This window comes from Marinobacter xiaoshiensis (genome assembly GCF_031631795.1).
GTDB classification, from domain to species: Bacteria; Pseudomonadota; Gammaproteobacteria; order Pseudomonadales; family Oleiphilaceae; genus Marinobacter; species Marinobacter xiaoshiensis.
The window spans coordinates 454,995-478,575 of the sequence record NZ_JAVMBO010000018.1 but is presented as its reverse complement, the minus strand read 5'-3'; the positions used below and the strand labels follow the sequence as shown (position 1 = coordinate 478,575).

At 54.9% G+C, this 23,581-nt stretch carries 23 protein-coding genes; 16 read left to right on the top strand and 7 right to left on the bottom strand.

Annotated elements, in window-relative coordinates; genetic code table 11:
• Nucleotides 1-5: 5 nt before the first annotated feature.
• From lgt to RKA07_RS17635, 3 genes are all read left to right on the top strand, one after another.
• Complete coding sequence (gene lgt, locus RKA07_RS17645; RefSeq protein WP_200202059.1) at nt 6-794, top strand: prolipoprotein diacylglyceryl transferase; 789 nt, start codon at nt 6-8, stop codon at nt 792-794.
• Nucleotides 791-1,630, top strand: coding sequence for a thymidylate synthase (locus RKA07_RS17640; RefSeq protein ID WP_200202058.1), 840 nt, complete (start codon nt 791-793; stop codon nt 1,628-1,630). Before lgt ends, RKA07_RS17640 begins: the two co-directional genes overlap by 4 nt.
• Nucleotides 1,631-1,819: 189 nt before the next feature.
• The gene (locus tag RKA07_RS17635; protein ID WP_200202057.1) at nt 1,820-2,335 is read left to right on the top strand and encodes a dihydrofolate reductase; all 516 of its coding nucleotides are present in this window, start codon (nt 1,820-1,822) and stop codon (nt 2,333-2,335) included.
• On the opposite strand, the gene RKA07_RS17630 is transcribed toward RKA07_RS17635, so the two are convergent.
• Nucleotides 2,314-3,846 (bottom strand): DEAD/DEAH box helicase, encoded by a 1,533-nt coding sequence (locus RKA07_RS17630; protein WP_200202056.1) that lies wholly within the window; start codon nt 3,844-3,846, stop codon nt 2,314-2,316. The two genes, RKA07_RS17635 and RKA07_RS17630, sit on opposite strands and share 22 nt — an antisense overlap.
• Before the next feature lie 196 nt (nt 3,847-4,042).
• Between RKA07_RS17630 and RKA07_RS17625 the strand changes: the two genes are divergently transcribed.
• Complete coding sequence (locus tag RKA07_RS17625; protein ID WP_200202055.1) at nt 4,043-4,831, top strand: acyl-CoA thioesterase; 789 nt, start codon at nt 4,043-4,045, stop codon at nt 4,829-4,831.
• A 7-nt stretch (nt 4,832-4,838) separates the two neighbouring features.
• Here the strand turns inward: RKA07_RS17625 and RKA07_RS17620 are convergent, their stop codons facing one another.
• Nucleotides 4,839-5,738, bottom strand: coding sequence for a haloalkane dehalogenase (locus RKA07_RS17620; RefSeq protein ID WP_310966951.1), 900 nt, complete (start codon nt 5,736-5,738; stop codon nt 4,839-4,841).
• A 145-nt stretch (nt 5,739-5,883) separates the two neighbouring features.
• Entirely contained in the window at nt 5,884-6,237 is a 354-nt protein-coding gene (locus tag RKA07_RS17615) for a hypothetical protein (RefSeq protein ID WP_200202053.1), read from the bottom strand.
• A gap of 115 nt (nt 6,238-6,352) precedes the next feature.
• Between RKA07_RS17615 and RKA07_RS17610 the strand changes: the two genes are divergently transcribed.
• Both RKA07_RS17610 and RKA07_RS17605 read left to right on the top strand, forming a co-directional pair.
• A complete protein-coding gene (locus RKA07_RS17610) occupies nt 6,353-7,432 on the top strand; it encodes an AI-2E family transporter (RefSeq protein ID WP_200202052.1) in 1,080 nt (359 codons plus the stop codon).
• 123 nt (nt 7,433-7,555) lie between these two features.
• Entirely contained in the window at nt 7,556-7,948 is a 393-nt protein-coding gene (locus RKA07_RS17605; RefSeq protein WP_200202051.1) for a peptidoglycan-binding domain-containing protein, read from the top strand.
• Between the two features lie 83 nt (nt 7,949-8,031).
• Here RKA07_RS17605 and ilvD read toward each other — a convergent pair whose 3' ends face one another.
• Complete coding sequence (gene ilvD, locus RKA07_RS17600) at nt 8,032-9,867, bottom strand: dihydroxy-acid dehydratase (protein WP_200202050.1); 1,836 nt, start codon at nt 9,865-9,867, stop codon at nt 8,032-8,034.
• 169 nt (nt 9,868-10,036) lie between these two features.
• Between ilvD and RKA07_RS17595 the strand changes: the two genes are divergently transcribed.
• Entirely contained in the window at nt 10,037-11,290 is a 1,254-nt protein-coding gene (locus tag RKA07_RS17595; RefSeq protein WP_200202049.1) for an HDOD domain-containing protein, read from the top strand.
• Nucleotides 11,287-11,865, top strand: coding sequence for an LON peptidase substrate-binding domain-containing protein (locus RKA07_RS17590; RefSeq protein ID WP_310966950.1), 579 nt, complete (start codon nt 11,287-11,289; stop codon nt 11,863-11,865). Before RKA07_RS17595 ends, RKA07_RS17590 begins: the two co-directional genes overlap by 4 nt.
• A gap of 5 nt (nt 11,866-11,870) precedes the next feature.
• Here RKA07_RS17590 and RKA07_RS17585 read toward each other — a convergent pair whose 3' ends face one another.
• The 3 genes from RKA07_RS17585 to RKA07_RS17575 are packed head-to-tail and all read right to left on the bottom strand — an operon-like array spanning nt 11,871 to nt 15,330.
• Nucleotides 11,871-13,322: a bifunctional DedA family/phosphatase PAP2 family protein gene (locus tag RKA07_RS17585; RefSeq protein WP_310966949.1), complete on the bottom strand. Its 1,452-nt coding sequence runs from the start codon at nt 13,320-13,322 to the stop codon at nt 11,871-11,873.
• Complete coding sequence (locus RKA07_RS17580; protein WP_200202046.1) at nt 13,319-14,317, bottom strand: GGDEF domain-containing protein; 999 nt, start codon at nt 14,315-14,317, stop codon at nt 13,319-13,321. The genes RKA07_RS17585 and RKA07_RS17580 overlap by 4 nt, the downstream gene beginning before the upstream one ends.
• A complete protein-coding gene (locus RKA07_RS17575) occupies nt 14,314-15,330 on the bottom strand; it encodes a GGDEF domain-containing protein (RefSeq protein ID WP_200370277.1) in 1,017 nt (338 codons plus the stop codon). Before RKA07_RS17575 ends, RKA07_RS17580 begins: the two co-directional genes overlap by 4 nt.
• Before the next feature lie 134 nt (nt 15,331-15,464).
• Between RKA07_RS17575 and RKA07_RS17570 the strand changes: the two genes are divergently transcribed.
• From RKA07_RS17570 to RKA07_RS17535, 8 genes are all read left to right on the top strand, one after another.
• On the top strand, nt 15,465-16,721 hold the full coding sequence (locus RKA07_RS17570; protein ID WP_310966947.1) for a glutamate-5-semialdehyde dehydrogenase: 1,257 nt from the start codon (nt 15,465-15,467) through the stop codon (nt 16,719-16,721).
• A gap of 5 nt (nt 16,722-16,726) precedes the next feature.
• On the top strand, nt 16,727-17,377 hold the full coding sequence (nadD, locus tag RKA07_RS17565) for a nicotinate-nucleotide adenylyltransferase (protein ID WP_200202043.1): 651 nt from the start codon (nt 16,727-16,729) through the stop codon (nt 17,375-17,377).
• Between the two features lie 70 nt (nt 17,378-17,447).
• Nucleotides 17,448-17,798, top strand: coding sequence for a ribosome silencing factor (rsfS, locus tag RKA07_RS17560; protein WP_200202042.1), 351 nt, complete (start codon nt 17,448-17,450; stop codon nt 17,796-17,798).
• 2 nt (nt 17,799-17,800) lie between these two features.
• Entirely contained in the window at nt 17,801-18,271 is a 471-nt protein-coding gene (gene rlmH, locus RKA07_RS17555; RefSeq protein ID WP_200202041.1) for a 23S rRNA (pseudouridine(1915)-N(3))-methyltransferase RlmH, read from the top strand.
• Between the two features lie 9 nt (nt 18,272-18,280).
• Complete coding sequence (gene mrdA, locus RKA07_RS17550; RefSeq protein ID WP_310966946.1) at nt 18,281-20,176, top strand: penicillin-binding protein 2; 1,896 nt, start codon at nt 18,281-18,283, stop codon at nt 20,174-20,176.
• The gene (gene rodA / locus RKA07_RS17545; RefSeq protein WP_200202039.1) at nt 20,176-21,318 is read left to right on the top strand and encodes a rod shape-determining protein RodA; all 1,143 of its coding nucleotides are present in this window, start codon (nt 20,176-20,178) and stop codon (nt 21,316-21,318) included. Before mrdA ends, rodA begins: the two co-directional genes overlap by 1 nt.
• Before the next feature lie 101 nt (nt 21,319-21,419).
• On the top strand, nt 21,420-22,343 hold the full coding sequence (locus RKA07_RS17540; protein WP_200202038.1) for a septal ring lytic transglycosylase RlpA family protein: 924 nt from the start codon (nt 21,420-21,422) through the stop codon (nt 22,341-22,343).
• Between the two features lie 47 nt (nt 22,344-22,390).
• On the top strand, nt 22,391-23,572 hold the full coding sequence (locus tag RKA07_RS17535) for a D-alanyl-D-alanine carboxypeptidase family protein (RefSeq protein ID WP_200202037.1): 1,182 nt from the start codon (nt 22,391-22,393) through the stop codon (nt 23,570-23,572).
• Nucleotides 23,573-23,581 lie beyond the last annotated feature (9 nt).

The following is a 23,581-nucleotide window of genomic DNA, read 5'->3' as shown; positions in this document are numbered from 1 at the left end:
TATTGATGCTTCAGCATCCACAGATAGACCCCGTAGCCATCGCCATCGGGCCGCTCAAGATTCACTGGTACGGGCTGACCTATCTGGTTGGCTTTCTCGCAGGCTGGTGGTTGGGCAGGCTGCGCACACGCAAGCCCTGGTCGCCGATTACTGAAGAGCAGATGGGCGACCTTCTGTTTTACCTTGCTTTGGGGGTTATCCTGGGTGGGCGTTTTGGTTACGTCATTTTCTACAATTTTGATGCCTTCCTGGCAGACCCTCTTTGGCTCCTGCGGGTATGGGAAGGTGGAATGTCCTTCCACGGCGGGTTGCTGGGTGTCATGTTCGCCATCTGGTGGTACGGCCGCAAGATAGGAACCGGGTTCTGGCACCTTGCGGATTTTGTTGCACCCTTGGTGCCAGTAGGCCTTGGGGCTGGGCGAATCGGTAACTTTATCAACGGTGAGCTATGGGGCAAGCCCACGGATATGCCTTGGGGCATGGTATTCCGCCAGGCCCCGGATGCGCTGGCTCGCCACCCTTCCCAGCTTTACCAGTTTGCCCTTGAAGGGGTGCTGTTTTTTATCATCCTCTGGTGGTTCTCTGCAAAACCGCGCCCAAGAATGGCAGTGTCAGGGTTGTTTCTGATTTGCTACGGTATTTTCCGCTTCCTGGTTGAGTTTGTGCGCCAGCCAGATGCGCAATTAGGGTACCTGGCGTTTGATTGGCTCACCATGGGGCAGGTGCTTTCCCTCCCAATGCTTTTGGCTGGCATGGCCTTGATGTTTATTGCTTATCGGAGAAACGCGGAATGAAAGCCTATCTCGATCTGATGCGTGATGTGGTTGATAATGGGTTCGACAAAGGCGACCGTACCGGCGTTGGTACCCGCTCTGTTTTCGGACGCCAGATCCGGTTTAACCTCCAGGAAGGTTTTCCTCTGGTTACCACCAAAAAAGTTCACCTGCGCAGTATCATTTACGAGTTGCTCTGGTTCCTGAAAGGCTCCACAGACAACAACTGGCTGAAAGAACGCAAAGTCTCCATCTGGAACGAGTGGGCGCTGGAAAATGGCGACCTTGGCCCGATTTACGGCAAGCAGTGGCGAAGCTGGGAGTGCCCGGACGGACGGGTAGTCGACCAGATCAGCGAAGTAATCGACCAGATCCGCAAAAAGCCAAACTCCCGTCGCCTGATCGTATCCGCCTGGAACCCGGCCGAGCTTCCGGATGAATCTATTGGACCTCAGGAAAACGCCGAGAAAGGCCTGATGGCACTGGCACCCTGCCACTGCCTGTTCCAGTTCTACGTGCTCGACGGCAAGCTCTCTTGCCAGCTTTATCAGCGTAGTGCAGATCTTTTTTTGGGCGTACCCTTCAACATTGCGTCATACGCCTTGTTAACGCATATGATTGCGCAGCAGTGTGAACTGGAAGTTGGCGAGTTTGTGCATACCTTTGGCGACTGTCATCTGTATCAAAATCACCTCACCGATGACATCGTTTTCGAGCAGCTAAAGCGCGAGCCAAAGGCCCTGCCTAAGCTGGTTATCAAGCGTAAGCCAGATTCAATTTTTGACTACGAACTGGAAGACTTCGAGTTCGAAGGCTACGACCCTTACCCCGGCATCAAAGCACCTATAGCTATTTAAGCTCGGCGCGTGCCTTTAAAAATCTGACCGTAAACCTGGGGGGCGGACGAGCGGGAAGGGCATTCCGAAAAACGCTGTGAATACGTCCGTGTACGCTTGGCTCCGCCATCCATGGCTCCGCACATTTTCGGAATGCCCTTCCCGCTCGCCCGGTCCAAATGTAGGTGTACGAATTCGAGAGGAAAAGAAATGCGAAAAGCTTTGATTGTTGCCATGTCCCGAAACCGCGTTATTGGCCGGAACAACAATCTGCCATGGTATCTGCCGGGTGATCTCAAGTACTTCAAACAGGCCACCATGGGCAAGCCCATCATAATGGGGCGCAAAACCTGGGATTCCATTGGCAGACCACTGCCGGGCCGGATGAACGTCGTCATCTCCCGCAATCCAGATTGGGAAGCACCCGTAGGAACGGTAAGCTCAAAATCACTGAATGACGCGCTGATAAAAGCCGAAGCACAAGCAGAGTTGGACGGTGTCGATGAGGTAATGGTGATCGGGGGAGGGCAAATCTATGCGGAAGCGCTACCCATGGTAGACCGCATTTATATTACTCAGGTGCACGCCGAGGTGGATGGCGATGCGTACTTCCCGGAAGTGAACTGGGATGAGTGGGAAGAAATCGGACGGGAGGATTTCTCCGCGTCCGATAACAATCCTTACGACTACAGCTTCGTCGTCTATCAGCGCTTGGCGTCAGACTGACGGGGAGGCCGCTTACCTGCAGGCTTGCCGCCTTTACCGGGTGGCTTGCCACGAGCGCCGGCACCGCCAGGGCCACCGCGTCCTTTGTAACCACCTTTAGGTGGTCCCTTGCGGAATTCACCCGGGCGACCACCGCCACCTTTGCGATCACGGCGAGCAGGTGCAGAAGCAGACACTACCGGCAGCGCTTCTGGTTGTTCCAAGGGTAGCAAACCAGGCTGCATTGCCTCCATCCAGCACGCCAAAGCACCCGCAACCATGGCAATATCCATCTCGTTGCGCTCAGCGATCTCATCCAGCAGTGCCATGGACTTGGCGAGCTTTTTGTCTTCAGCATAGCCCAATAGCTGGGTTTCAAACTGCTCTTCGCGCATTTTCTTCAGTTCAACCGGCGAGGGCAGTTCATAAGCCATCATAGGCGAGTTGGTGGCGCGCTCAAGTGTGCGCAACCAGCTCCGCTCACGTGGAGTGACCAGAAGAATAGCCTTGCCTACGCGACCGGCGCGGCCGGTACGACCCACCCGGTGGATGTAGGCTTCGGTGTCATAGGGCACATCATAGTTTATAACGTGAGTGATTCTGGGCACGTCCAGGCCACGAGCGGCAACGTCCGTTGCAACGATAATATCTTTCTTGCCACGCTTCAGATCTTCAACAGTCTGCTCGCGCTGACGTTGGTTCAGATCGCCGTTCAGGGGTGCCACTGCATGCCCGCGGGCACTGAGCTTCTCGGCCAGCAGTGTGGTTTCAGCCTTGGTGCGTACAAAGATAATGGCACCTTCGGTTGGCTCCACTTCCAGAATGCGGGTCAGAGCGTCGAGCTTTCGCTCTGCATAAACCGGCAGGAAATACTGGGAAATACGCTCAACTGTGCGGGTTTCGCTCTCGATTTTTACTTCCACAGCATCGCGCAAGTAGGTTTGAGCAACCTTTTTGATCTGCGGAGGCATGGTGGCTGAGAACAGTGCACGCTGACAGTTGGCTGGTGTTTTGGCCAGAATGGCTTCCACGTCATCAATGAAGCCCATGCGCAGCATTTCGTCGGCTTCATCCAGTACCAGTGCCTTCAGGTTCTCCAGACGCAGGGTACCTTTGCGCAGGTGGTCGAGCATACGGCCTGGTGTGCCGACAATAACCTGCGCACCACGCTTGAGACCCTTGATCTGAGGATAAAAGTCCTGGCCGCCGTAAATTGGCAGTACGTGGAAATTGCGAAATTTTGCAGCGTAAGAGGTAAAAGCCTCCGCCACCTGGATAGCCAGCTCCCGGGTAGGGGCCAGAACCAGAATTTGAGGTTCAGTTACAGATGCATCAACCCGGCTTAGCAGCGGTAATGCGAAGGCGGCGGTTTTACCCGTGCCGGTCTGGGCAACGCCCAGTAGATGTTTGCCAGCGAGCAGTGCAGGGATGCACTGGGCCTGGATGGGCGTTGGGGTTTCGTAGCCAATAGCAGATACAGCTTCAAGTACGGCTGGATCAAGCCCCAGTTCGGCAAAGGACAATTCAGACATTGATTTACTCGGTATTCGGAAGGTAAAGCATTGCCGGGCAATGCATATGTGGCGATATTATAACCGCTTTTAGTCTGATTTAATACGTGAAATCCATCACGCTCTGTAGGTAGTTGCCGGGGCACTGCCATTGCATTGTTTTCGCGTTTTGTGCAGGCTTTCATTTTGACTGATAGGTTGCTAACAGGGAAGCGCTATGACCTTTGATGAACTGATTGCTGCTGGCCGTGCCGGCAAAGAACTGGTAATGCCTGCAACCTGGACCCAAGGGCGCGCAACGTTTGGTGGTCTGGTGGCTGCCCTGGTTTTTGATCGCATGGAGCATGCGGTGGTAGATGGCCGGCCAATGAGGTCCATGAGCGTATCTTTTGTCGGGCCGGTAGAGGCAGAGGTACCAGCCGTTTTCGATATCCAAATACTACGTGAGGGAAGAGCGGTTATTCAGGTAGAAGGGCGAATTATTCAGAACGGAGAACCTCGTGTGGTGTGCATTGGTGCTTTTGCAGGCGACCGGGAATCGATTGTGCAGCTTGAGGGGGAATCCGCTCCGGACGCGAAGCCGGTTGAAGGCTGTCAGGAACTGCCTTTCATCGAAGGCGTAACCCCAGGTTTTATAAGTCACATAGAGATGCGCTGGGCATACGGAGGCATGCCGTTCAGTGGTGTGGGCGGGCGAGAAATGGGAGGGTGGATGCGCTTTCGGGAGGAGCCTGCAGAGCTTACAGACGCTCATATTGTCGCCCTGGTTGATGCCTGGCCCCCGGCGATTCTCCAGCATTTTAAATCGGCCGTACCAGCTAGTTCTCTATCCTGGGCATTGGATATTATCCATCCCCGGCCGGCTCTGAAAGCCGACGACTGGCTTTTGTACAAGGCGACGATTGATCAGTCAGGAGATGGCTATTGCCATTGCGAAGCCCGGATATGGACACCTCGTGGCGAATTGTTGGCACTGAGCCGCCAAACGGTGGCTGTTTTTGGTTAATGGTAGCTCAGGCCGCCAATTCCGCCTTTAATGCATCAATTATCATTCGTGCAAAATCTTCGGGCGAGTCTTCCTGCAGGTAGTGTCCGCCGCTCAGGGTAATGTGAGGCTGCCCCAGTGCGCCGGGGATGCGGCGCTGCATGTAGCGGTCTCCGCCTCGGGTGATGGGGTCGCCACTGCTGAAACAGGTGATGAATGGCTTCCGCCATTTTTCCAGCACTTTCCACGCGGCCTTATTGGCGCTGCTTGCCGGATCCCCGGGCGATAAAGGTACCAGTTTCGGGAATGCTCGCGCCCCTGCTTTATATTCTGCTGAAGGGAAGGGTGCTTCGTAGGCTGCTAACTCGTGTTTGTTCAAGGTTCGTTCGGTGCCCAATTGTACAATTCGGCCAATGGGAAACCAGGGGCTGTGGGTGGCAAAGGCTTTCCATACGCTGAACGCTGCGGGCGCGCGGGTTTCTCCGGTCGGCAACATGCCATTACCCACAATGATGCGCTGGAACCGGTTTGGTAGTGCAGCAGCAAGGCGCAGGCCCAGAAGTGAACCCCAATTTTGGCAAACCAGGGTGATATTCTGGAGATCCAGAGCTTCCATCCAGTGGGTGAGCCATGCCAGATGGCGATCGTAGCTGTAGTCGTCAACAGATGCCGGCTTGTCGGATTTTCCGAAGCCTACCAGATCTGGTGCCAGCACCCGGTGGCCTTCAGCCGCGACAATAGGGATCATGTGGCGGTACAGGTATGACCAGGATGGCTCTCCGTGGAGCATCAGAACAGGCGAGGCGCCAGTTGGGCCTTCGTCAACGTAATGCATGCGGAGGCCGGGCTCTACATCCATATAATTGGGGGTGAACGGGTAATCCGGAAGACCTGCGAAACGGCTCTCATCGGTTCTCAGAATACGCATGCCATCGACTGTCCTGACTGATTGGTTGCGTGATCGTTGCCGGCTTTGCTAATCCAGAGCCTGTTCAACAATCTTCAATCACTAGGATAAGTCAGTTCACAAGTTGCTGTGTTTGAGTTGCGTAACAGTGCGTTGTGGCTTTGAATCAGGAGTTGTCCGGGGCCACTACAGGGCGGCGATTGGAGCGCTTGTCTTCCCAACTGAGGTTTTTGGGGTCATACCAGCCGATGGCGTTGAGCACTTTTTTACGGGTTGCTGCAGAAAGCGTTGGCCAGAGTTCCTGGAAATCATCCAGCCCCTGGTCCCGGAACCGTTGTTGCTTGCTCTGAAGGCGGTTGATAATGCGCGGCAGTTGAAGAGCTTCGCCCAGTTGCCCCGGTACTATGACTTCCTGGCCCAGCACTTTTCTGCGATGCGTTCTGGCAGCGAGCACCCGGCGCAGTTCTGCTGCGGCGTCAAGAGCCGTTTCCGTGGTAAAGGTTTCCAGTTCCAACACCATGACCTGTTTAATAGTTGATCAACAACAGTCCACTATACCCTGAAGCATGCTCCGGTGGCCATGAGGTCATGTTAGGCTATTATTCGACTGAATCTGCCAGGGATAAAACGGAATTATGTACGCAAAACTTGAGACACGAACTTTTCTTGCCATGTTGGTCGGTGTAACACTTGCCTTCGTGTTGCTCATGAAGCCTTTTGTCGGGCCCATATTCTGGGCAATCGCCATTGCGTTGATCTTTCATCCGTTTCAGGTCTTTCTGGTGCGGCGGCTTGGTGACAGGCCAAATATAAATGCGTTGATAACCCTGACGGTGTGCATGCTGATCGTGGTTATACCGGTATTGTTGCTGGTGACTTCTCTGGTGAGTGAAGGGCTGGGGATTTATCAACAAATTCAGGACGGCAATATCAAGCCTGGCGAATATATTGATCAGGTGAGCAAATCTTTCCCGGGCATACAGACTTTCCTTGCGCAGTTTGATGTCAACTTCAGCGAAATCCGGGACCGGGTGGTTAGTCTGTTCGTGGGTGGTAGCCAGTTTCTTGCAAAGCAAGCGCTGGGTATTGGCCAGAATACCTTTCAGTTTTTCCTCGGGTTGGCTCTGATGATGTACTTGTCGTTCTTTCTGCTCCGTGATGGGAGCAAGCTGATAGAGCTGATGATACGTGCACTTCCTCTGGGCGATGAGCGTGAGCGGTTGCTGTTTGCCAAGTTTGCTGAAGTCACGCGGGCGACGGTTAAAGGCAACCTGTTGATTGCTATTATTCAGGGTGCGCTCGGCGGCATTATTTTCTGGATTCTTGGCATTAGTGGCGCCTTGTTGTGGGGTGTGGTCATGGCCATCTTTTCACTACTGCCAGCAGTAGGCGCCGCTTTGGTCTGGGTGCCTGCGGCAATTTACCTTGCTGCTGTGGGTGACATCGTTCACGCCGTGGTGCTTACGATATTCGGTGTGGTCGTGATAGGACTTGCGGATAACGTTTTACGTCCGATTATGGTGGGTCGGGATACAAAGCTACCGGATTATATTGTGCTGCTGTCCACACTGGGTGGCTTGGCCATGTTTGGCATTAACGGCTTTGTTATGGGGCCTTTGGTTGCAGCCTTGTTCATGGCATTTTGGGGAATATTTATTCGCGAGTTCAGTGAGGAGGCCCAACGGGTCGAAACCACAGGGGACGAGGTCGGTTAAGGCGACATGAGACAAAAGTATGTTAGGCTTTTATCCGTTCGCCTCAGCCTGTGGAGATTGGCACCACATAACAAGAAAGAAACGGATATCGTTAAGGTATCAGGAGTAAAGCAGGTGAGTATCATGAAATACACGACTACCCGAGTGGGCCGCTTTGTCGTTGCAGTTGGTACAACCGTTATGCTGGGTTTCGCGCCCGCCGCGTTCGCTGATGAAACGGTTGCGCTCAAGAACGCCCTTCACGGCGCTGGGTACAATATTACTAATGTAGACCCTGGAATGGATACCAACACCCGGTCTGAACTGTCTCGCTTTCAGAAGGAAAATGGGCTTCAGGCTACCGGCATTCTGGATGAGGCAACAAAAAAAGCGCTGGGAATGATCAGCGTTAATGTTGCCGCTAATACGACCGTGTCGACGCCGGCAAAAGCCAAGGCAGCAGCGCCAAGCAACCCGGAGCCGGTTGAAGAGGAAGTTATTGAAGAAGAGGAAGATGGCGGCTGGTCACTGTTCTAAGGCTGTCACAGCAAGCACATCAAAACATAAAAGCCCGCGCAGACAGCAAGTTCTGCGCGGGCTTTTATGTGTAAGGCTTGGGATCAGCCGAGCTTTTCCAGATCTCTTACGGCACCTTTGTCAGCGCTGGTTGCTAACAGTGCGTAGGCTTTCAGAGCTGCGGATACAGCGCGGTCGCGGGGTTGTTCAGGTTTCCAGCCTTTGGCATCGCGGGCTTCGCGACGACGGTCCAGTTCCTGCTGGTCCAGCTGCACATTGATGGATCGCGCCGGAATATCGATCAGGATGGTATCGCCGTCTTCGATAAGCCCTATCGCGCCACCTGCAGCAGCTTCGGGTGATGCATGCCCGATGGAAAGCCCGGAGGTGCCACCGGAGAAACGCCCGTCGGTGAGCAGTGCACAGTCCTTACCCAGCCCTTTGGATTTCAGGTAGCTTGTGGGGTAGAGCATTTCCTGCATGCCCGGGCCGCCCTTGGGGCCTTCGTAGCGAATAATGACGACATCACCGGCTTTGACCTGGTCTCCCAGAATACCTGCCACCGCAGCGTCCTGGCTTTCGAACACTTTCGCCTTGCCTTCGAAGACAAAAATGCTTTCATCCACGCCAGCGGTTTTCACGACACAACCGTCAACGGCAATGTTGCCATACAGAACGGCCAAGCCGCCCTCCGCACTGTAGGCGTGTTCAACGGAGCGGATGCAGCCGGCTTCACGGTCGCCATCCAGGCTGGGCCAGCGTGTGCTTTGGCTAAAGGCAGTCTGGGTAGGAATTCCGGCCGGCCCTGCTTTATAGAACTCAACAACCTCGGGGGTCGGGGAGCGCATGATGTCCCAGGTTTCGAGGGCTTCTTTCATGGTTTTGCTGTGTACGGTTGGTAGATCGGTGTTGATCAGGCCGCCGCGCTCCAGCTCGCCAAGAATCCCCATAATGCCACCTGCACGGTGCACGTCTTCCATGTGGTATTTAGGTGAGTTGGGTGCCACTTTGCACAGCTGCGGAACCTTGCGGGAAAGCTGGTCAATCTCGTTAAGAGTAAACGGAACCCCGCCTTCCTGAGCCGCTGCCAGCAAATGCAGAATCGTGTTAGTAGACCCTCCCATGGCGATATCCATGACCATGGCGTTTTCGAATGCGGCCATGGAGGCGATGCTGCGAGGCAGAACGCTTGCGTCGTCCTGTTCGTAATAACGCTTGGTATTCTCCACAATCTGGCGACCGGCTTTCAGGAACAGCTGTTCACGGTCGGCGTGGGTTGCCAGCATAGAGCCATTGCCTGGCAGTGCCAGGCCAATGGCTTCGGCCAGGCAGTTCATGGAGTTGGCGGTAAACATACCGGAACAGGAGCCGCACGTGGGGCAAGCGGAGCGCTCGTACTCTGCAACCTTTTCATCGTCGGCTGTCGGGTCGGCGGCAATCACCATTGCGTCCACCAGGTCCAGCTTGTGTTCAGATAGCTTGGTTTTGCCGGCTTCCATCGGACCGCCAGATACGAAAATGGCCGGGATATTCAGGCGCATGGCCGCCATGATCATGCCCGGGGTGATTTTGTCGCAATTGGAGATGCACACCATTGCGTCGGCGCAGTGGGCATTCACCATGTATTCAACCGAATCGGCAATGATTTCCCGGGAAGGCAGGGAGTAAAGCATGCCGTCGTGGCCCATGGCGATGCCGTCATCCACCGCGATGGTGTTGAATTCTTTGGCAACGCCACCCGCAGCCTCAATTTCGCGGCATACGAGCTGCCCCAGATCCTTGAGGTGTACGTGTCCGGGCACAAATTGGGTGAAGGAGTTAACAACGGCAATAATCGGCTTGCCGAAATCATCATCTTTCATGCCGGTGGCGCGCCAGAGGGCGCGGGCGCCGGCCATGTTGCGGCCTGCGGTGGAAGTCCGCGAACGATACTGAGGCATGGTGTTCTGATCTCTCTTTGTATGAAAAAGTGGTGATTGCAGATGCAGATACAAAGGATACCAGATTAGACTCCAGGCGCATGGCTGTTTTGCGGCGTCATGGTTACAATCGCTAACAGATGTTATAAAACGCTGTTGCCCCGCTTTTAGTCAACTTAGGAGATTATCTATGGCTAGCCAGGAAAGCCTGCCGCTGCGCCGCCTGAAGGAATTTCAGCCGCTGAACCGGCTAACAGACGATCAGTTGGTGGTGTTGGCCAGTCGTGCTGAGCGCAGGACTCATGGTCCTGGCCAGCGAGTGCTGGAGCGTGGTGTGCGCGATGGCCTTGATTATTTTCTGGTAACCGGAAAAGTTGAACTGGAGTCTGTGGATGGACGCAAATCGGTTATTGAAGCTGAAACCGATCAGGCGTTGAACCCCATCGCCAGGCTGCAACCAAGAATGTACGACGTGACCGCGGTTAAACCTTGTGAGTTTCTTGTGGTGGAGCAGGATGTGCTCAACCAGTTGTTGCGTTCTGCGCCTGTGGCTCAGGTAGAGATGGATTCTGGCGAGAGTCATGGTGGTGAGAGTGAGGAACACCATCTTTTGATGGAGTTTTACGCAGAGCTTCGCTCTAACCAGCTTAAACTGCCTAGCGTTCCCGATGTGGCCTGGAAGGTGCGGCGTCTGGTAGACCGGGATGACTCCACAGCGGATGAGGTGGCCACTGCAGTGTCAGCTGATCCGGCCATGGCGGCCAAATTGGTGCGAGCCTGTAACAGCCCTCTTTATCGTGGTTTTAGCGATGTGCGCAACGTGCGTGAGACGGTGGTTCGCCTGGGTATGCGGACAACACGCCAGCTGGTGACCGTGTTTTCCATGCGGGAAGTGTTCAAAAGCCGGCACCCGTCATTGCAAAAGGAAATGGAAAAGCTCTGGCGACATTCCCGTGAGGTGGCAGCGCTTTGCTGGGTTTTGGCGGATCACGCAACCCGATTGAATCCGGAAGAGGCGCTACTGGCGGGCTTGCTTCACGATATAGGTGTGGTGCCCGTTCTGGTCCAGGCAGAACATCACGTAAATCTGTTTGCGGACGATACCAATCTGAAGAATGCCATCAGTGAGCTGCGGGCTGACGTGGGTACTGCCGTGCTGGGAAGCTGGTCATTTCCGCCGGCCTTCGTAGAGGCTGTGCGTCATGCAGAAGACTGGGCCTACGAGAGCCGCGAGGCCGAGCCGCAGTTGGTTGATGTTGTCATTGTGGCGCAACTGCACGCCATGATCGGATCAAGCCAGAATGAAGGTTTGCCCGCATTTGACGAAGTGCCGGCCTATCGCAGGCTGGGCAACCTTGAACTGAATGCATCCCGCAGTCTGGAACTTCTCACCGAGGCGCGAGCCCGGGTTGATGAAGTCCAACAGTTGTTGTCGATTCGATGAAGGCACCGGTTTTCCCTCTCAATTCCGTTGTCTTGCCGGGTGGAAGAATCCCCTTGCAACTGTTCGAGCCTCGATACATCGATATGCTGAGCCGTTGCATGAAAGAGGATAAAGGCTTTGTTATCAGCTTGCTGCGCAATGGCAATGAAGCCGGCCGCACGGCATCCTTCTATGAAACAGGCACCTATGTGCGCATTGTCGATTTCAAAAAGCTGGACAACGGGTTGCTGGGAATCACCGTTGAAGGCGATTCAAAGGTGTCCATCACGGATTTCTGGCAACAGACTGATGGGCTGCACCTGGGTGAGATGGAGTTTTTGCCTGCCGAGTCCCAGGCAGATATACCCACTGTATTCCACGAGTTGCCATCTGTACTGCGCGCTTTGTTTCGACACCCCGTGATTGAAGAGTTGGGGATGAGTGTCGATTATGAGGATGCCCGCGATGTTAGTTGGCGATTGACGGAGCTGCTGCCTTTGGATAAACAGGACAAGCAGCAGCTTTTGGAAATGCAGGATCCATTGGCGCGACTCGCCCGTCTGCAGGAGTTGCTGGATGCTCTTGACGAAGGCTGAAGGCGTCAAAGAGCCGGCGCGTAATGCTGTATGGCTTCAGACCACATGAGCCATATGTAGCCCCCGCAAAACGACAACCAGGCTAGTGCTGCCGATACGCTGAATACATCCAGAGAAATAGGCACCCGGTCAAACCGGCTGAAGCTGGCTCTTGTTGCGCCAGTGATCGCCAACCCGAGTAACAGCCCCCCGACAATATCGCTGAACCAGTGTACGCCCAAGTAGAGCCGGCTAATGGCGACAGGGATCAGTGGCAGTGAAATCAGTATGTAGGTTTGCCAGCGTTTCCGGGTGTGTGTTTCTGCGGCTATAAAGCTGGCCAGCATAGTGACAAGCACCGTGATGCCCGTGGTATGGCCGCTGGGAAAGGCGCCTGATGATGGCGGGTTCATAACCTGATCCGGGCGCACGGAACCAATGGCGTGTTTCAGCCCCCAAACCAGAAAAATCGTCAGAATTGCTGCTGAAAATATATGCACAGCGGCTGCATAGTGGCCCCTGAAGGCTAATGCAAGGCATGCCAGCAGGGCTGCAGCGATAAGAACGGGAGGGTCTCCCAGGAGTGTGGCTGCAATGGCGGGTGCATCCAGCAAAGGTTGGCGCAATTCACTGAACCACAGCATCGCCAATTGATCGAACGGTTTGATCACGTCGGTCATGGTTGCCAGTTGGCTCCAGAGGATAAACAGGGCAAATGCACCAAATGCAAGCATCAGTGAGGCCAGAGGGAATTCGCTTTCTTTGGCCGGGCGTTCATTGGAATAGAGACGCCAGAAACGGTGGGTTGTTTCATACTGTGCCATCTTTCTCTGAAGCCACAAGTAAAGGCGGCTATTGTCGCCAAGGCCCAGCTGAAAACGGAAGATAACCAGGTAGATGGCTGCCAGCGTTGCCAGGCTAATGCCTGTCACCAAATAAACATGCGCTGGCGGCTGTAGTTCACTGGCCAGTGCGCCACCCACAAGAAAGCCCGGCAAAATATAGGCCGGCGCCCAGCCAATGGCTGATCCGATGTTGAAAGCCAGAAAGCGGCGCCAAGGCATCAATAGAGCACCCGCAACGAGGGGTATTATGGGGCGCAAGGGCCCAACAAAACGCCCGATAATAACGCTTTTCCCGCCATGTAAATGAAAGAAGATTTCGGCTTTTCTGATGTGTTCCGGGTAGCGGCTTAGTGGCCATACACTTGCCAGACGCCCCTGAAATAACCTGCCAATTGCAAAACTTACAGTGTCGCCGCTGACCGCACCTAACCAGGCCCAGGCCAGCACGGTCATAAGAGGCATGTCTATCTGGGCTGCCATAACCGAGATGGTGAACAGGAAGGCAACGCCGGGCACCAGAATGCCGGCGATCGCCAAGGATTCTATAAATGCGGTGCTGAACAGGGCCAAAGATAGCCAGCCGGGGTTGGCGCTAAGCCACGCAGTCAGGTCCGAAAGCCAGGCGCTGCTCATGTACGGAGCGTCTCTCCCGGGCTGAACCATGCCGTGTCAGCCCCGCGCTTACGGGCTTCAAGCATTGCCTGATGGGCACGTTTGCGGAGTGTATCGGTGCGGGTGTCGCTGCTCCCCCGGGTGGTGCAGCCCAGGCTCACTGTGGCTTTGCCTGTCACCGGCCACTCATTTTCAGAGATTGTGCGCCGGATACGTTCCGCAATAACGCGCACACCTTCTTCCGGCGTGAAAGGCAAAATCAGGAAAAATTCGGAATCATTCAGTGTGTAGAGCGTGTCGCCAGCGCGGATTACGCCGAAAAGGTGCTGGGTCATGTTGCAAAACAGCGCTTGCATGCCTGGCTCCCCATAGAGTTGAGTGGCCTCATCGGCATGATCAATGGTGAGGTTTATCACAGACAGGTTATGGCCGGTAGCAATGGCCCGGCTTATTTCTTTTTGCAGGGTTTCGTCAAGAAAGCGGGCATTGTGAGCGCCAGTAACCGGGTCAGTAATGGCAAGATCCTCGGCAGATTGAGCCATGTGGTCGTACTGCCATATATAGAGTGCAGCAACCGTCAGTACGATGAGCAAGCCGCTGACGGCGGTGATTGCATCCGCTGCCGGCTGTTTTACAAGTAGCAGGATAGACATGGGTATCAGCAGAAGCAGAGAAAGCATCAGCGCGTGGCGAAGGGGCAATATCAACAGGTTGAGCAGCAACAGTGGCATGGCCCAGTGGGTAATGCTGGTGCTGCCGATGACAAACATGGCTGCCAGAAGACCGCTGTTCAGAGTTGCAAGAATAATCAGGTGGCCCGGTGCCGAGAGTTGGCGCCGGCGACTCAGGAGCGTGTAAGCCAGTCCGCCAAGGGTAAGGGCAGCCATGCCGGCAGCAAGGTAGAAGAGCTCGTAAAAACCGTATCGAAGGTTTTGCAGTGCCAGAGTAAATATAAACAGAGTGGCAGTGCCATAGCCAATGCTGTGAGTCCAGGTTCTCAGCCGGGTTTCTGTCATGGCGCAGATCCCTCCGCACGGGGCTGGGTTGGGGGTGTGGCTGGTGACCATGTGCTGTATGCCTGAGTCCGGTTGCCGCCTTGTTGCTGTGCGCGGCGTAGAGCGTTCGCGGCGCTCTGCTGCAGGCTGTCGGCATTGTCGCCAATGTTCAGCCCGGCGATACCGGTACTGACTGTCAGGTTCATACCGTGGGTTTCCAGCAGTTTTCCCAGGCCTTTGCGGATTGATTCCGCCCTGAGGATGGCCTCTTGAGTGGCTATGCCCGGCAATATCACCAGAAACTGCAGGTCTGCTGCCCGGTAGTAGGTATCGAAATCCCGTAGTTGAGAGTGCAGAAAGCGGCCAATTCTTGGAAGAATCGAACGAATGTCTTCGTCAGGGTCGTTGTCGCTGGTATGGGCGTCTAGGCCGATCATAATGACCGACATGTCTGTGCCCTCGCGCTCGCTGCGCTGAATTTCTTTATGCAGATCGGCAGAAAGATATTCCCGGCTGGCGGCTTGAGTTAGCTCATCGGTGCGCCTCAGAGGCGCCAGTTGGCGAGTTTTATACTCTCGCAGGAATATCAGCACGGCAGAAAGGAGTACCGTAAGCAGGAGTGCGCTGATCATCTGATGTCGGTCAGCTATGCCTTCTGCCCAATGGGCGGCGATCACCGCAAGTACCACTATTACCAAGGTTATGATAGCCGCGATGCCGCGGGGCATAAGGGCAAATACAACCAGCGGCAGCCCGTAGAGCCAGTGGCTGAGAGCCCAAGGACCTGTCCAGAAGCTGGTCATCAACAGGAGTATAAGAGCTACAAAAAACAGCCTTTGAAGCATTGGCCATGGGGGGGTGCCTCGGCCAGGGTGAAAGCTGCGCCCGCTGATGATAACGCCGGCCGCAGCTGCGGCGCTTGCCGCGGTAAGCGGCTCGCCCAGTAAGGCGCACAAAACAGCAATGGCCACAAAAACGGCGAGGCTGGCGCGTGATAACCGGTTCAGCAAAAACTTATCGGCCGTCTGGGCCATGGTATTCGTCCTTTTTCGGGGTTCCCGTTGTACCGCAACGGTATAATATCTGTTTGGGGTGCGTACTTGAAACGGGAAAGGTAAAGTTAGGCTCTAATTACTGAATTCTGGCAAAAAATACATAAGGTAAAGGGATGGATATTGCAGCTTATATGACCGAAGTCGGGCAGCAAGCCCGGGCAGCGGCGACACTCGTTGCCCGGTCTACCACCGAAGTGCGAAACCGGGCGCTCCTGGCAACCGCTGACGCGCTGCATGCGGCGCGCAGTGAGCTGGCTGAGGCAAATGCTCGTGATCTTGTCTCCGGGAAAGAGAGTGGTCTGGATGCTGCCATGCTGGACAGGCTTGAACTTACGCCAGCACGGGTTGATGCCATGATTGAAGGTCTGCGGCAGGTTGCTTCCTTGCCTGACCCCATTGGTGCAATTACCGACATGACCTATCGCCCATCCGGCATTCAAGTGGGCAAGATGCGTGTGCCCTTGGGTGTTATCGGCATTATCTACGAATCCCGGCCTAATGTGACGGTTGAGGCTGCCAGCTTATGCTTGAAGTCTGGCAACGCCACGATTTTGCGCGGTGGTTCCGAATCTATCCATTCCAACCAGGCCATTGCCTTGTGTTTGGCCCGGGGACTTGCAGATGCCGGCTTGCCGGAAACAGCTGTTCAGGTTGTCAAAACGACAGATCGAGCGGCGGTTGGTGAGCTGATTACCATGCCGGACTATGTGGATGTGATTGTGCCCAGGGGCGGTAAAGGCCTGATTGAACGCATCAGCCGGGACGCGCGGGTGCCCGTTATCAAGCATCTTGATGGCGTTTGCCATGTGTATATCGACAGCCATGCTGACCCAGAAAAAGCTTTGAATGTGGCAATTAATGCGAAAACGCACCGCTACGGCACATGCAACACAATGGAAACCCTGCTGGTGGACACAGAAATTGCTGCCGATATGCTGCCGCTGTTGAGCTCTTCTTTTATTGAAAAGGGTGTGGAGCTGCGAGGATGCCAGCAGACCCGTGAAATTCTTCCGGATATAAACGCGGCCACAGAGGCAGACTGGGAAGAGGAATATCTTGCGCCCGTTCTGGCCATTCGTGTGGTGGATGGGTTGGATGGTGCCATTGCGCATATCAACCGTTACAGCTCTCAGCATACTGACAGTATCATTACAGAGAACTACACCCGTGCCCGGCGTTTTATCACCGAGGTGGATTCAAGCTCGGTGATGGTCAATGCCTCCACCCGTTTTGCGGATGGCTTTGAGTATGGCCTTGGCGCTGAGATTGGCATCTCCACCGACAAGATACACGCCCGTGGGCCGGTTGGGCTTGAAGGTTTGACCTCGCAAAAATACGTGGTGTTCGGCGATGGGCACATTCGGGCCTGATGCAGATGCATGTAATTTATGGCGGAACCTTCGATCCGATACATCATGGGCATTTGCGCCTTGCGCTGGAGGTTGGCGAGCGGCTTCGAGGCGTGCCTGTAAGTTTGATGCCCTGCCATATTCCACCGCATAAGGGTGATACTGGCGCAACAGCCGAGCAAAGGCTGCGCCTGCTTGAGTTGGCGATTGCCGGGGAGCCGCGCTTAAGCGTTGACGATCGCGAACTGCGCCGGGGAGGCGCTTCCTTCACGGCGGATACCTTGCGCCAACTTCGCAAAGAGTTGGGTGCCAAGGTGCCGCTAGCCATGGTTGTAGGTACCGATGCCTTTGCCGGCCTTGATCGCTGGAATGAGTGGTGGGCAATTCCTGAGTTGGCTCACATTATTGTTGTGCAGCGCCCGGGCATAGTGTTGGATCCGAAAGGTGAGCCTGCCAGGCTGCTGGAGGAGCGCAGTGTTGGTAACGCCGAAGATCTATACAGCAGTGCCTCCGGGAAGATTCTTAACCTGAATCCGCCCTGGCTGGATATTTCAGCAACCGGCATCCGTGACCGGATTGGTCGTGGCCTGTCACCCCGTTATCTGGCTCCGGATGCAGTCTTGGCGGAGATTCAGAGTATGGGGCTTTACGGGGCATGCCCCGCAAAGAACTTTTAGTGCTACAATCGCGATCGAAAATGACTTTTCGGGTGGCCATTCCGGCCGGCACCCGGACTACAGGGTAATTATGCAGGCAGAGCAACTCAAAGATCTGATAGTGAATGCACTTGAAGACGTGAAAGCAAAAGACATCAGCGTTGTTGATGTGCGGGACCGTACCAGCGTTACCGATTTTATGGTTCTGGCATCCGGAACATCCAATCGCCACGTTAAATCCCTTGCGGATTCGGTTGTTCTTGACGCCAAAGAGAAGGGCGTTCGAGTCAACAGTGTGGAAGGTGGTGGCGGCAGCGACTGGATTCTGGTGGATATGGGGGACGTGGTTGTACACCTGATGCTCCCCGCCACACGTGAATTTTATGATCTGGAGCGCTTCTGGCGTGACGCGCCGGATGTCGAGGCTGAGGGTAGCGAGTAATCATGCGGCTGCGCCTGATCTGTGTGGGGCAAAAAATGCCCGACTGGGTCAGTAAGGGCTACGACGACTATGCTCGTCGTATGCCTCCGGAAATGCCCCTTGAGTTGGTAGAAATTGCCATGCCTCATCGTGGCAAAAACCCTGATATTCCCCGGTTGATGCAGCGCGAAAGCGACGCAATTCTGGCCGCTACCGGTTCCAAGGACAGGGTGGTCGCGCTGGAAGTGACAGGGCGCCCCTGGACTACGGAAAAGCTGGCCAGCCAGTTGGAAAGCTGGCAGCAAGACGGAAGGGATCTGAGTTTTCTTGTTGGTGGGCCAGATGGTTTGGCCGAGCCTTGCCGTCAGCGCGCAGATCAGCAATGGTCGCTGTCCCCTCTCACTTTACCTCATCCTCTTGTTCGGATTCTGTTGGCAGAACAGCTGTACAGAGCCTGGTCGATTACCCGTAACCACCCGTACCACCGGGCTTAGGAAACATCCATGCCGTGGGGTGAATTCAAGGATACTGCCGCCGAGCGCAGACTGTTCCAGCGTCGCGTCACTGTTATGCTGGCGCTCGTATTCTTCCTTTTGTCGGTGCTTGTCGCCCGTATGTATCAGCTCCAGATTGTCGAGCATGATATTTACACCACCCTCTCTGATAAAAACCGTGTGCAGGTCCAGTCTGTGCCGCCTCCCCGTGGTCTTGTTTATGATCGCAACCAGGTTTTGCTGGCAGAAAATCGCCCCGTTTTTAGCGTGACCGTAGTGCCTGAACGGGTTGGCGAGATTGATGCCGCACTGGAGCAGCTTGTCGGTATTCTTGATATTTCCGATGAGGATCTGGAACGGTTTCAGCGCCGCTTGCGCGAGCCTCGCCGTCCATTTCAGGAAATTCCACTGCGCTACGACCTTAACGAAGACGAGATTGCCCGCCTGGCTGTGCACCGACACGAGTTGCCTGGGGTAGAGGTGGAGGCGGAGCTGGTTAGATATTACCCGCACAGTGAGCTGACTGCCCATGCTCTGGGTTTCGTTGGCCGGATCAATCGTGATGAATTGCAGCGGATTGACCCGGTTAATTACGCCGGCACCAACTACATTGGCAAGTCTGGTGTCGAGCGATTTTATGAAGAACTGCTGCACGGCAAGGTTGGTTACCAGCATGTAGAAACCAACGCCCGAGGTCGTACTCTGAGAGTGCTGGAACGCGAAAATCCGGTGCCCGGTGAGGATCTCAAACTGCATCTGGATTTGCGTTTGCAGGCGCGGGCTCACGAACTCCTTGACGGACGCCGGGGAGCAATCGTTGCCATTGAGCCTGCCACAGGCGGGATATTGGCGCTGGCCAGCGTGCCGGGTTTCGATGCCAACAAGTTTGTGACTGGAATCAGCGTGCCAGATTATCGGGAGCTGAGTGAGAGTAATGACAAACCTTTGTTCAATCGGGCTCTGAGGGGGCAATACCCCCCGGGATCAACGCTCAAGCCCATGTTGGCGATTGCGGCACTCGATAGTGGCGCAGTAACAAGAGATCACACCATTTGGGACCCGGGGCACTTTCAGATCAACTCCTCTGGGCGGCGTTGGCGGGACTGGAAGCGAGGCGGGCACGGTTGGGTTGATCTGACCTACGCGATGGCGCAGTCCTGTGACGTTTACTTTTATGAAGCGGCTGTGGAAATGGGCGTGGATACCATGGTCAACTATTTGGCCCGCTTTGGCTTTGGCGAGGATGCAACTCTGGACGTGTCCGGCGCATTGAGCGGAATTCTGCCGTCCCCGGATTGGAAGCGCGCCACGCGTAATGAACCCTGGTATCCGGGAGACACTGTTAATCTCGGTATTGGTCAGGGGTTTATGTTGTCTACGCCACTGCAGCTGGCCACAGCAACCGCGTTGATTGCCAATCGCGGCGAGTGGGTAGAGCCGCGGTTGCTCAAAGACATCCAGGGTGACCGATCCGTTGAAGAGTTTTTACCGTCGGAAACCCACGAACCGTTGAAACTCAAGGACCCGAGTGACTGGGAGTTTATTGCTGAGACCATGGCTGAAGTTATGCATGGAGTGAAGGGCACTGCCCGCGCTGCCGGCCGTGGTGCCCCCTACCGCATGGCTGGAAAAACCGGTACCGCCCAGGTGTTCAGTCTTGCAGAAGATGAAGAGTACGACGCCGAAGAGGTGCGGGAGCGGTTACGCGACCACGCACTGTTTGTTGGTTTTGCACCGGTCAAAAAACCACAGATTGCTGTCGCTGTGATTGTTGAAAACGGCGGCGGAGGAAGCAGCACAGCAGCTCCTGTAGCTCGGGCCCTGTTCGATGCCTGGATATTGGAGTTTTCTGCCGCTGCAGGTTCTCTGGTCAGCAAAACCGATTCGCAAAGAGAGGCTCCTTGATGGCCCCCCGGGAAGTGTTCAGTTCAACAGCCAGCAACCCCCTTGGTCGCCCGAGAGGTTTATGGTCTGCACTGCATCTGGATCCTATTCTGCTTTTCTTGCTCATTGTCCTGATTTCCTGCGGCTTTTTCGTGTTGTACAGCGGCGCCGACCGAAATCTGGATGTCGTAAAGGCCCAGGGCGTGCGCTTTGCCGTCGCATTTGTTGTGATGTTGGTTTTCGCCCAGCTTGATCCCTCTGTATTCAGGCGTTGGGCACCTTGGCTTTACGTACTTGGCCTAGCGGGCCTGGTTGCTGTGCTATTTGTGGGGGTTGGGGCGAAAGGTGCACAGCGTTGGTTAGCGTTGCCGGGATTGCCCAGGTTTCAGCCATCGGAGCTGATGAAGCTTGTTGTCCCCATAATGGCCGCCTGGTATCTGTCGCGGCACTTCTTGCCGCCGAAGCTGTCACGCATTGGTGTCGGGCTGGCTATTGTCCTGCTCCCGATGCTTCTGATTGTGAGGCAGCCCGATCTCGGGACTTCGCTTCTTGTGGGTATGGCGGGTCTGTTTGTTGTGTTTTTTGCCGGTATGAGCTGGAAACTCATAGGCGCATTTTTGGCAATGGTGTCTGTAGCTGCGCCAGTAATGTGGTTTTTCGGAATGCGCGAGTACCAGAAGCAGCGTGTCTTGACACTGCTTGATCCCCAGAGTGATCCGCTGGGTGCAGGTTGGAATATTATCCAGTCCAAAACCGCCATCGGCTCTGGCGGCCTGGATGGCAAAGGTTGGCTTCAGGGCACTCAGTCGCACCTTGAGTTTCTTCCGGAAAGCCATACTGATTTTATAGTGGCGGTACTGGCAGAGGAGTTCGGGTTTGTAGGGATTCTGATACTACTCAGCGTGTACTTCCTGATTATTTTGCGGTGCCTCTTTATCGCTGTGACTGCCCAGGATTCATTCAGTCGCCTTGTTGCGGGTGCGCTGACCATGACCTTCTTTATTTATGTGTTCGTTAACGTGGGCATGGTAAGTGGCCTGCTACCGGTTGTAGGGGTGCCTTTGCCGCTTGTGTCTTATGGTGGAACATCAACCGTTACCCTGATGGCGGCGTTTGGCATTCTGATGTCCATACACACCCATCGCCGGATGATCACGGCCTGATGTCAGGCCGGTAATGGTGATACGGGGCGCGAACCCGTTACAATGGTCGCAAGAGCTGTATTTTCCATTCAGCAGCGCATATTTCAGAGGGCATCTGTACAGTGATACCACATAGCGCAGGGTTATGGTTGTTGGGCTTGGCGGCTCTGGCGCTTGCCGGCTGCGCATCGGCTCCGACGCCTGCACCGGCCGGTACCGACCATTCATCACGCTACACCATTACTCAAGACCGGGCACCCACGGGAAACTTTGATGCCTCTGGCTTGTCAGATGCAGTGCCCGTATATCAGGCCCCGGTAAGGGCCGGGAACAAATCTCCCTACACAGTTTGGGGCAAACACTACACGGTAATGGACAGTAATGACGGCTATGTCGCTCGCGGCACCGCAAGCTGGTATGGCGAAAAGTTCCACGGTCACAAAACGTCTAATGGTGAAACCTTTGATATGTACCAGATGTCCGCAGCCCATAAATCTCTGCGGATACCGGGTTACGCAAAAGTGACTAATCTGGATAACGGGCAGTCTGTGATTGTGCGGGTTAATGACCGTGGGCCGTTCCACGGTGATCGCCTCATTGATTTGTCTTACGCAGCGGCTAAAAAGCTGGGTTATCAGTCACGCGGAACCGCCCGTGTAGAAGTCGCATCGATTACCGTGAAGCCCGACGGCAGCATGTTTCTTGCTGGTCAGCCTTTCGCGCTGGATGGGCAGCAGGTGAAGCGGCCGGTGCAAACGCAAACTGCGAACAGCGCATTTGACGGCCAGGGCGGCGGGCTGTTTGTTCAGCTTGGCTCCTTCAGCAGCCGCGACCCGGCAGAAAAACTACAGACCCGCGCCGTGGATAGACTTGGTAGCTCCTTGGGGAGTAACTCTGTGCGAGTACGTGCAGTAGATACTGCTTCAGGGCGCTTTCACCGGGTTCAGGTTGGGCCTTTTCAGGATGAAGGCAGTGCGCGAAAGACGCAGCGCCTTTTGGAAACTGAAGGATTTGCGCAATCAATTGTGCTGACAGACTCTGACTGAGCGTCAGATCACTTATAAAACACACTTAACGACGAACGAATGGACCCATGGCATTAAAATCAGTTTTCCGCTCACTCTCTTTTGCTTCAGCACTCCTTACGTTTGTGCTGATGCTTACGGTTTCAGGCAAAGCAATTTCCCAGACCGTGCTGATTCCTTCACCGCCGCAAATTGCTGGTAGTTCCTACGTGCTGATGGACCCGAAAAGTGGTCGCATCATCATGGAAGAGAACAGCAACGAGCGCTTGCCGCCGGCCAGTCTGACAAAGATGATGACAGCGTACATTGTTGAGCGCGAGCTGGACGAAGGCCGGATCAGCATGTCCGACATGGTTCCTATCAGCGTAAAAGCATGGAAAACAGAGGGCTCCCGTACGTTTGTTAAAGAGGGCACCAGTGTTTCCGTAGAAGACCTTCTCAAAGGCGTAATTATTCAGTCAGGCAACGATGCTTCGGTAGCCCTGGCGGAATTTGTTGCCGGCAGTGAGGGCGCTTTCGTAGATATTATGAATCAGCAGGCTCAACTTCTGGGCATGAAGGACACCCACTTTCAGAATGCTACCGGCCTGCCTGCCGCAGATCACTTTTCTACCGCCTATGACCTGGCTGTTCTGGCGCGTGCGATTATCAATGATTACCCGGAAAACTACCCGATCTACGCGGAGAAGCACTTTACGTACAACAATATCCGTCAACCCAACCGTAACAGCCTGCTATGGCGCGACGATAGTGTTGATGGCCTCAAAACCGGCCATACCGAAGAGGCAGGGTACTGTCTTGTTGCTTCAGCCAAGCGCAACAACACGCGCTTTATTGCAACAGTGATGGGAACCAGCAGCTCTGAGGCGCGATCCCAGGAAATCCAGAAAATGCTGAACTACGGGTTTCGCTACTATGAAAGTGAGCGCTTGTTCCGGGCGGGGCAGGAGCTGATTGAGGCCAAGGTGTGGGGCGGTCAATCTGACAAGCTTTCCGTGGGCATGCTTGAAGATGCCTACGTGACCATTCCTCGCGGATCCCGTGACAGCCTTGAGTCCAGTGTGGATCTTGATTCAGTGATCAAGGCACCGGTTCGTGCCGGTGATGAGCTCGGTCGGGTGAAAGTGTCCTTTAATGGGGAAGTGCTGATTGATCAGCCAGTGCTTGCTCTGACGGAGGTTCCTGAAGGCGGTTTGTTCAAGCGAATCTGGGACGCCATCAAGTTGTTTTTTGTTCAGTTATTCCAGTAAGGGCCAGTT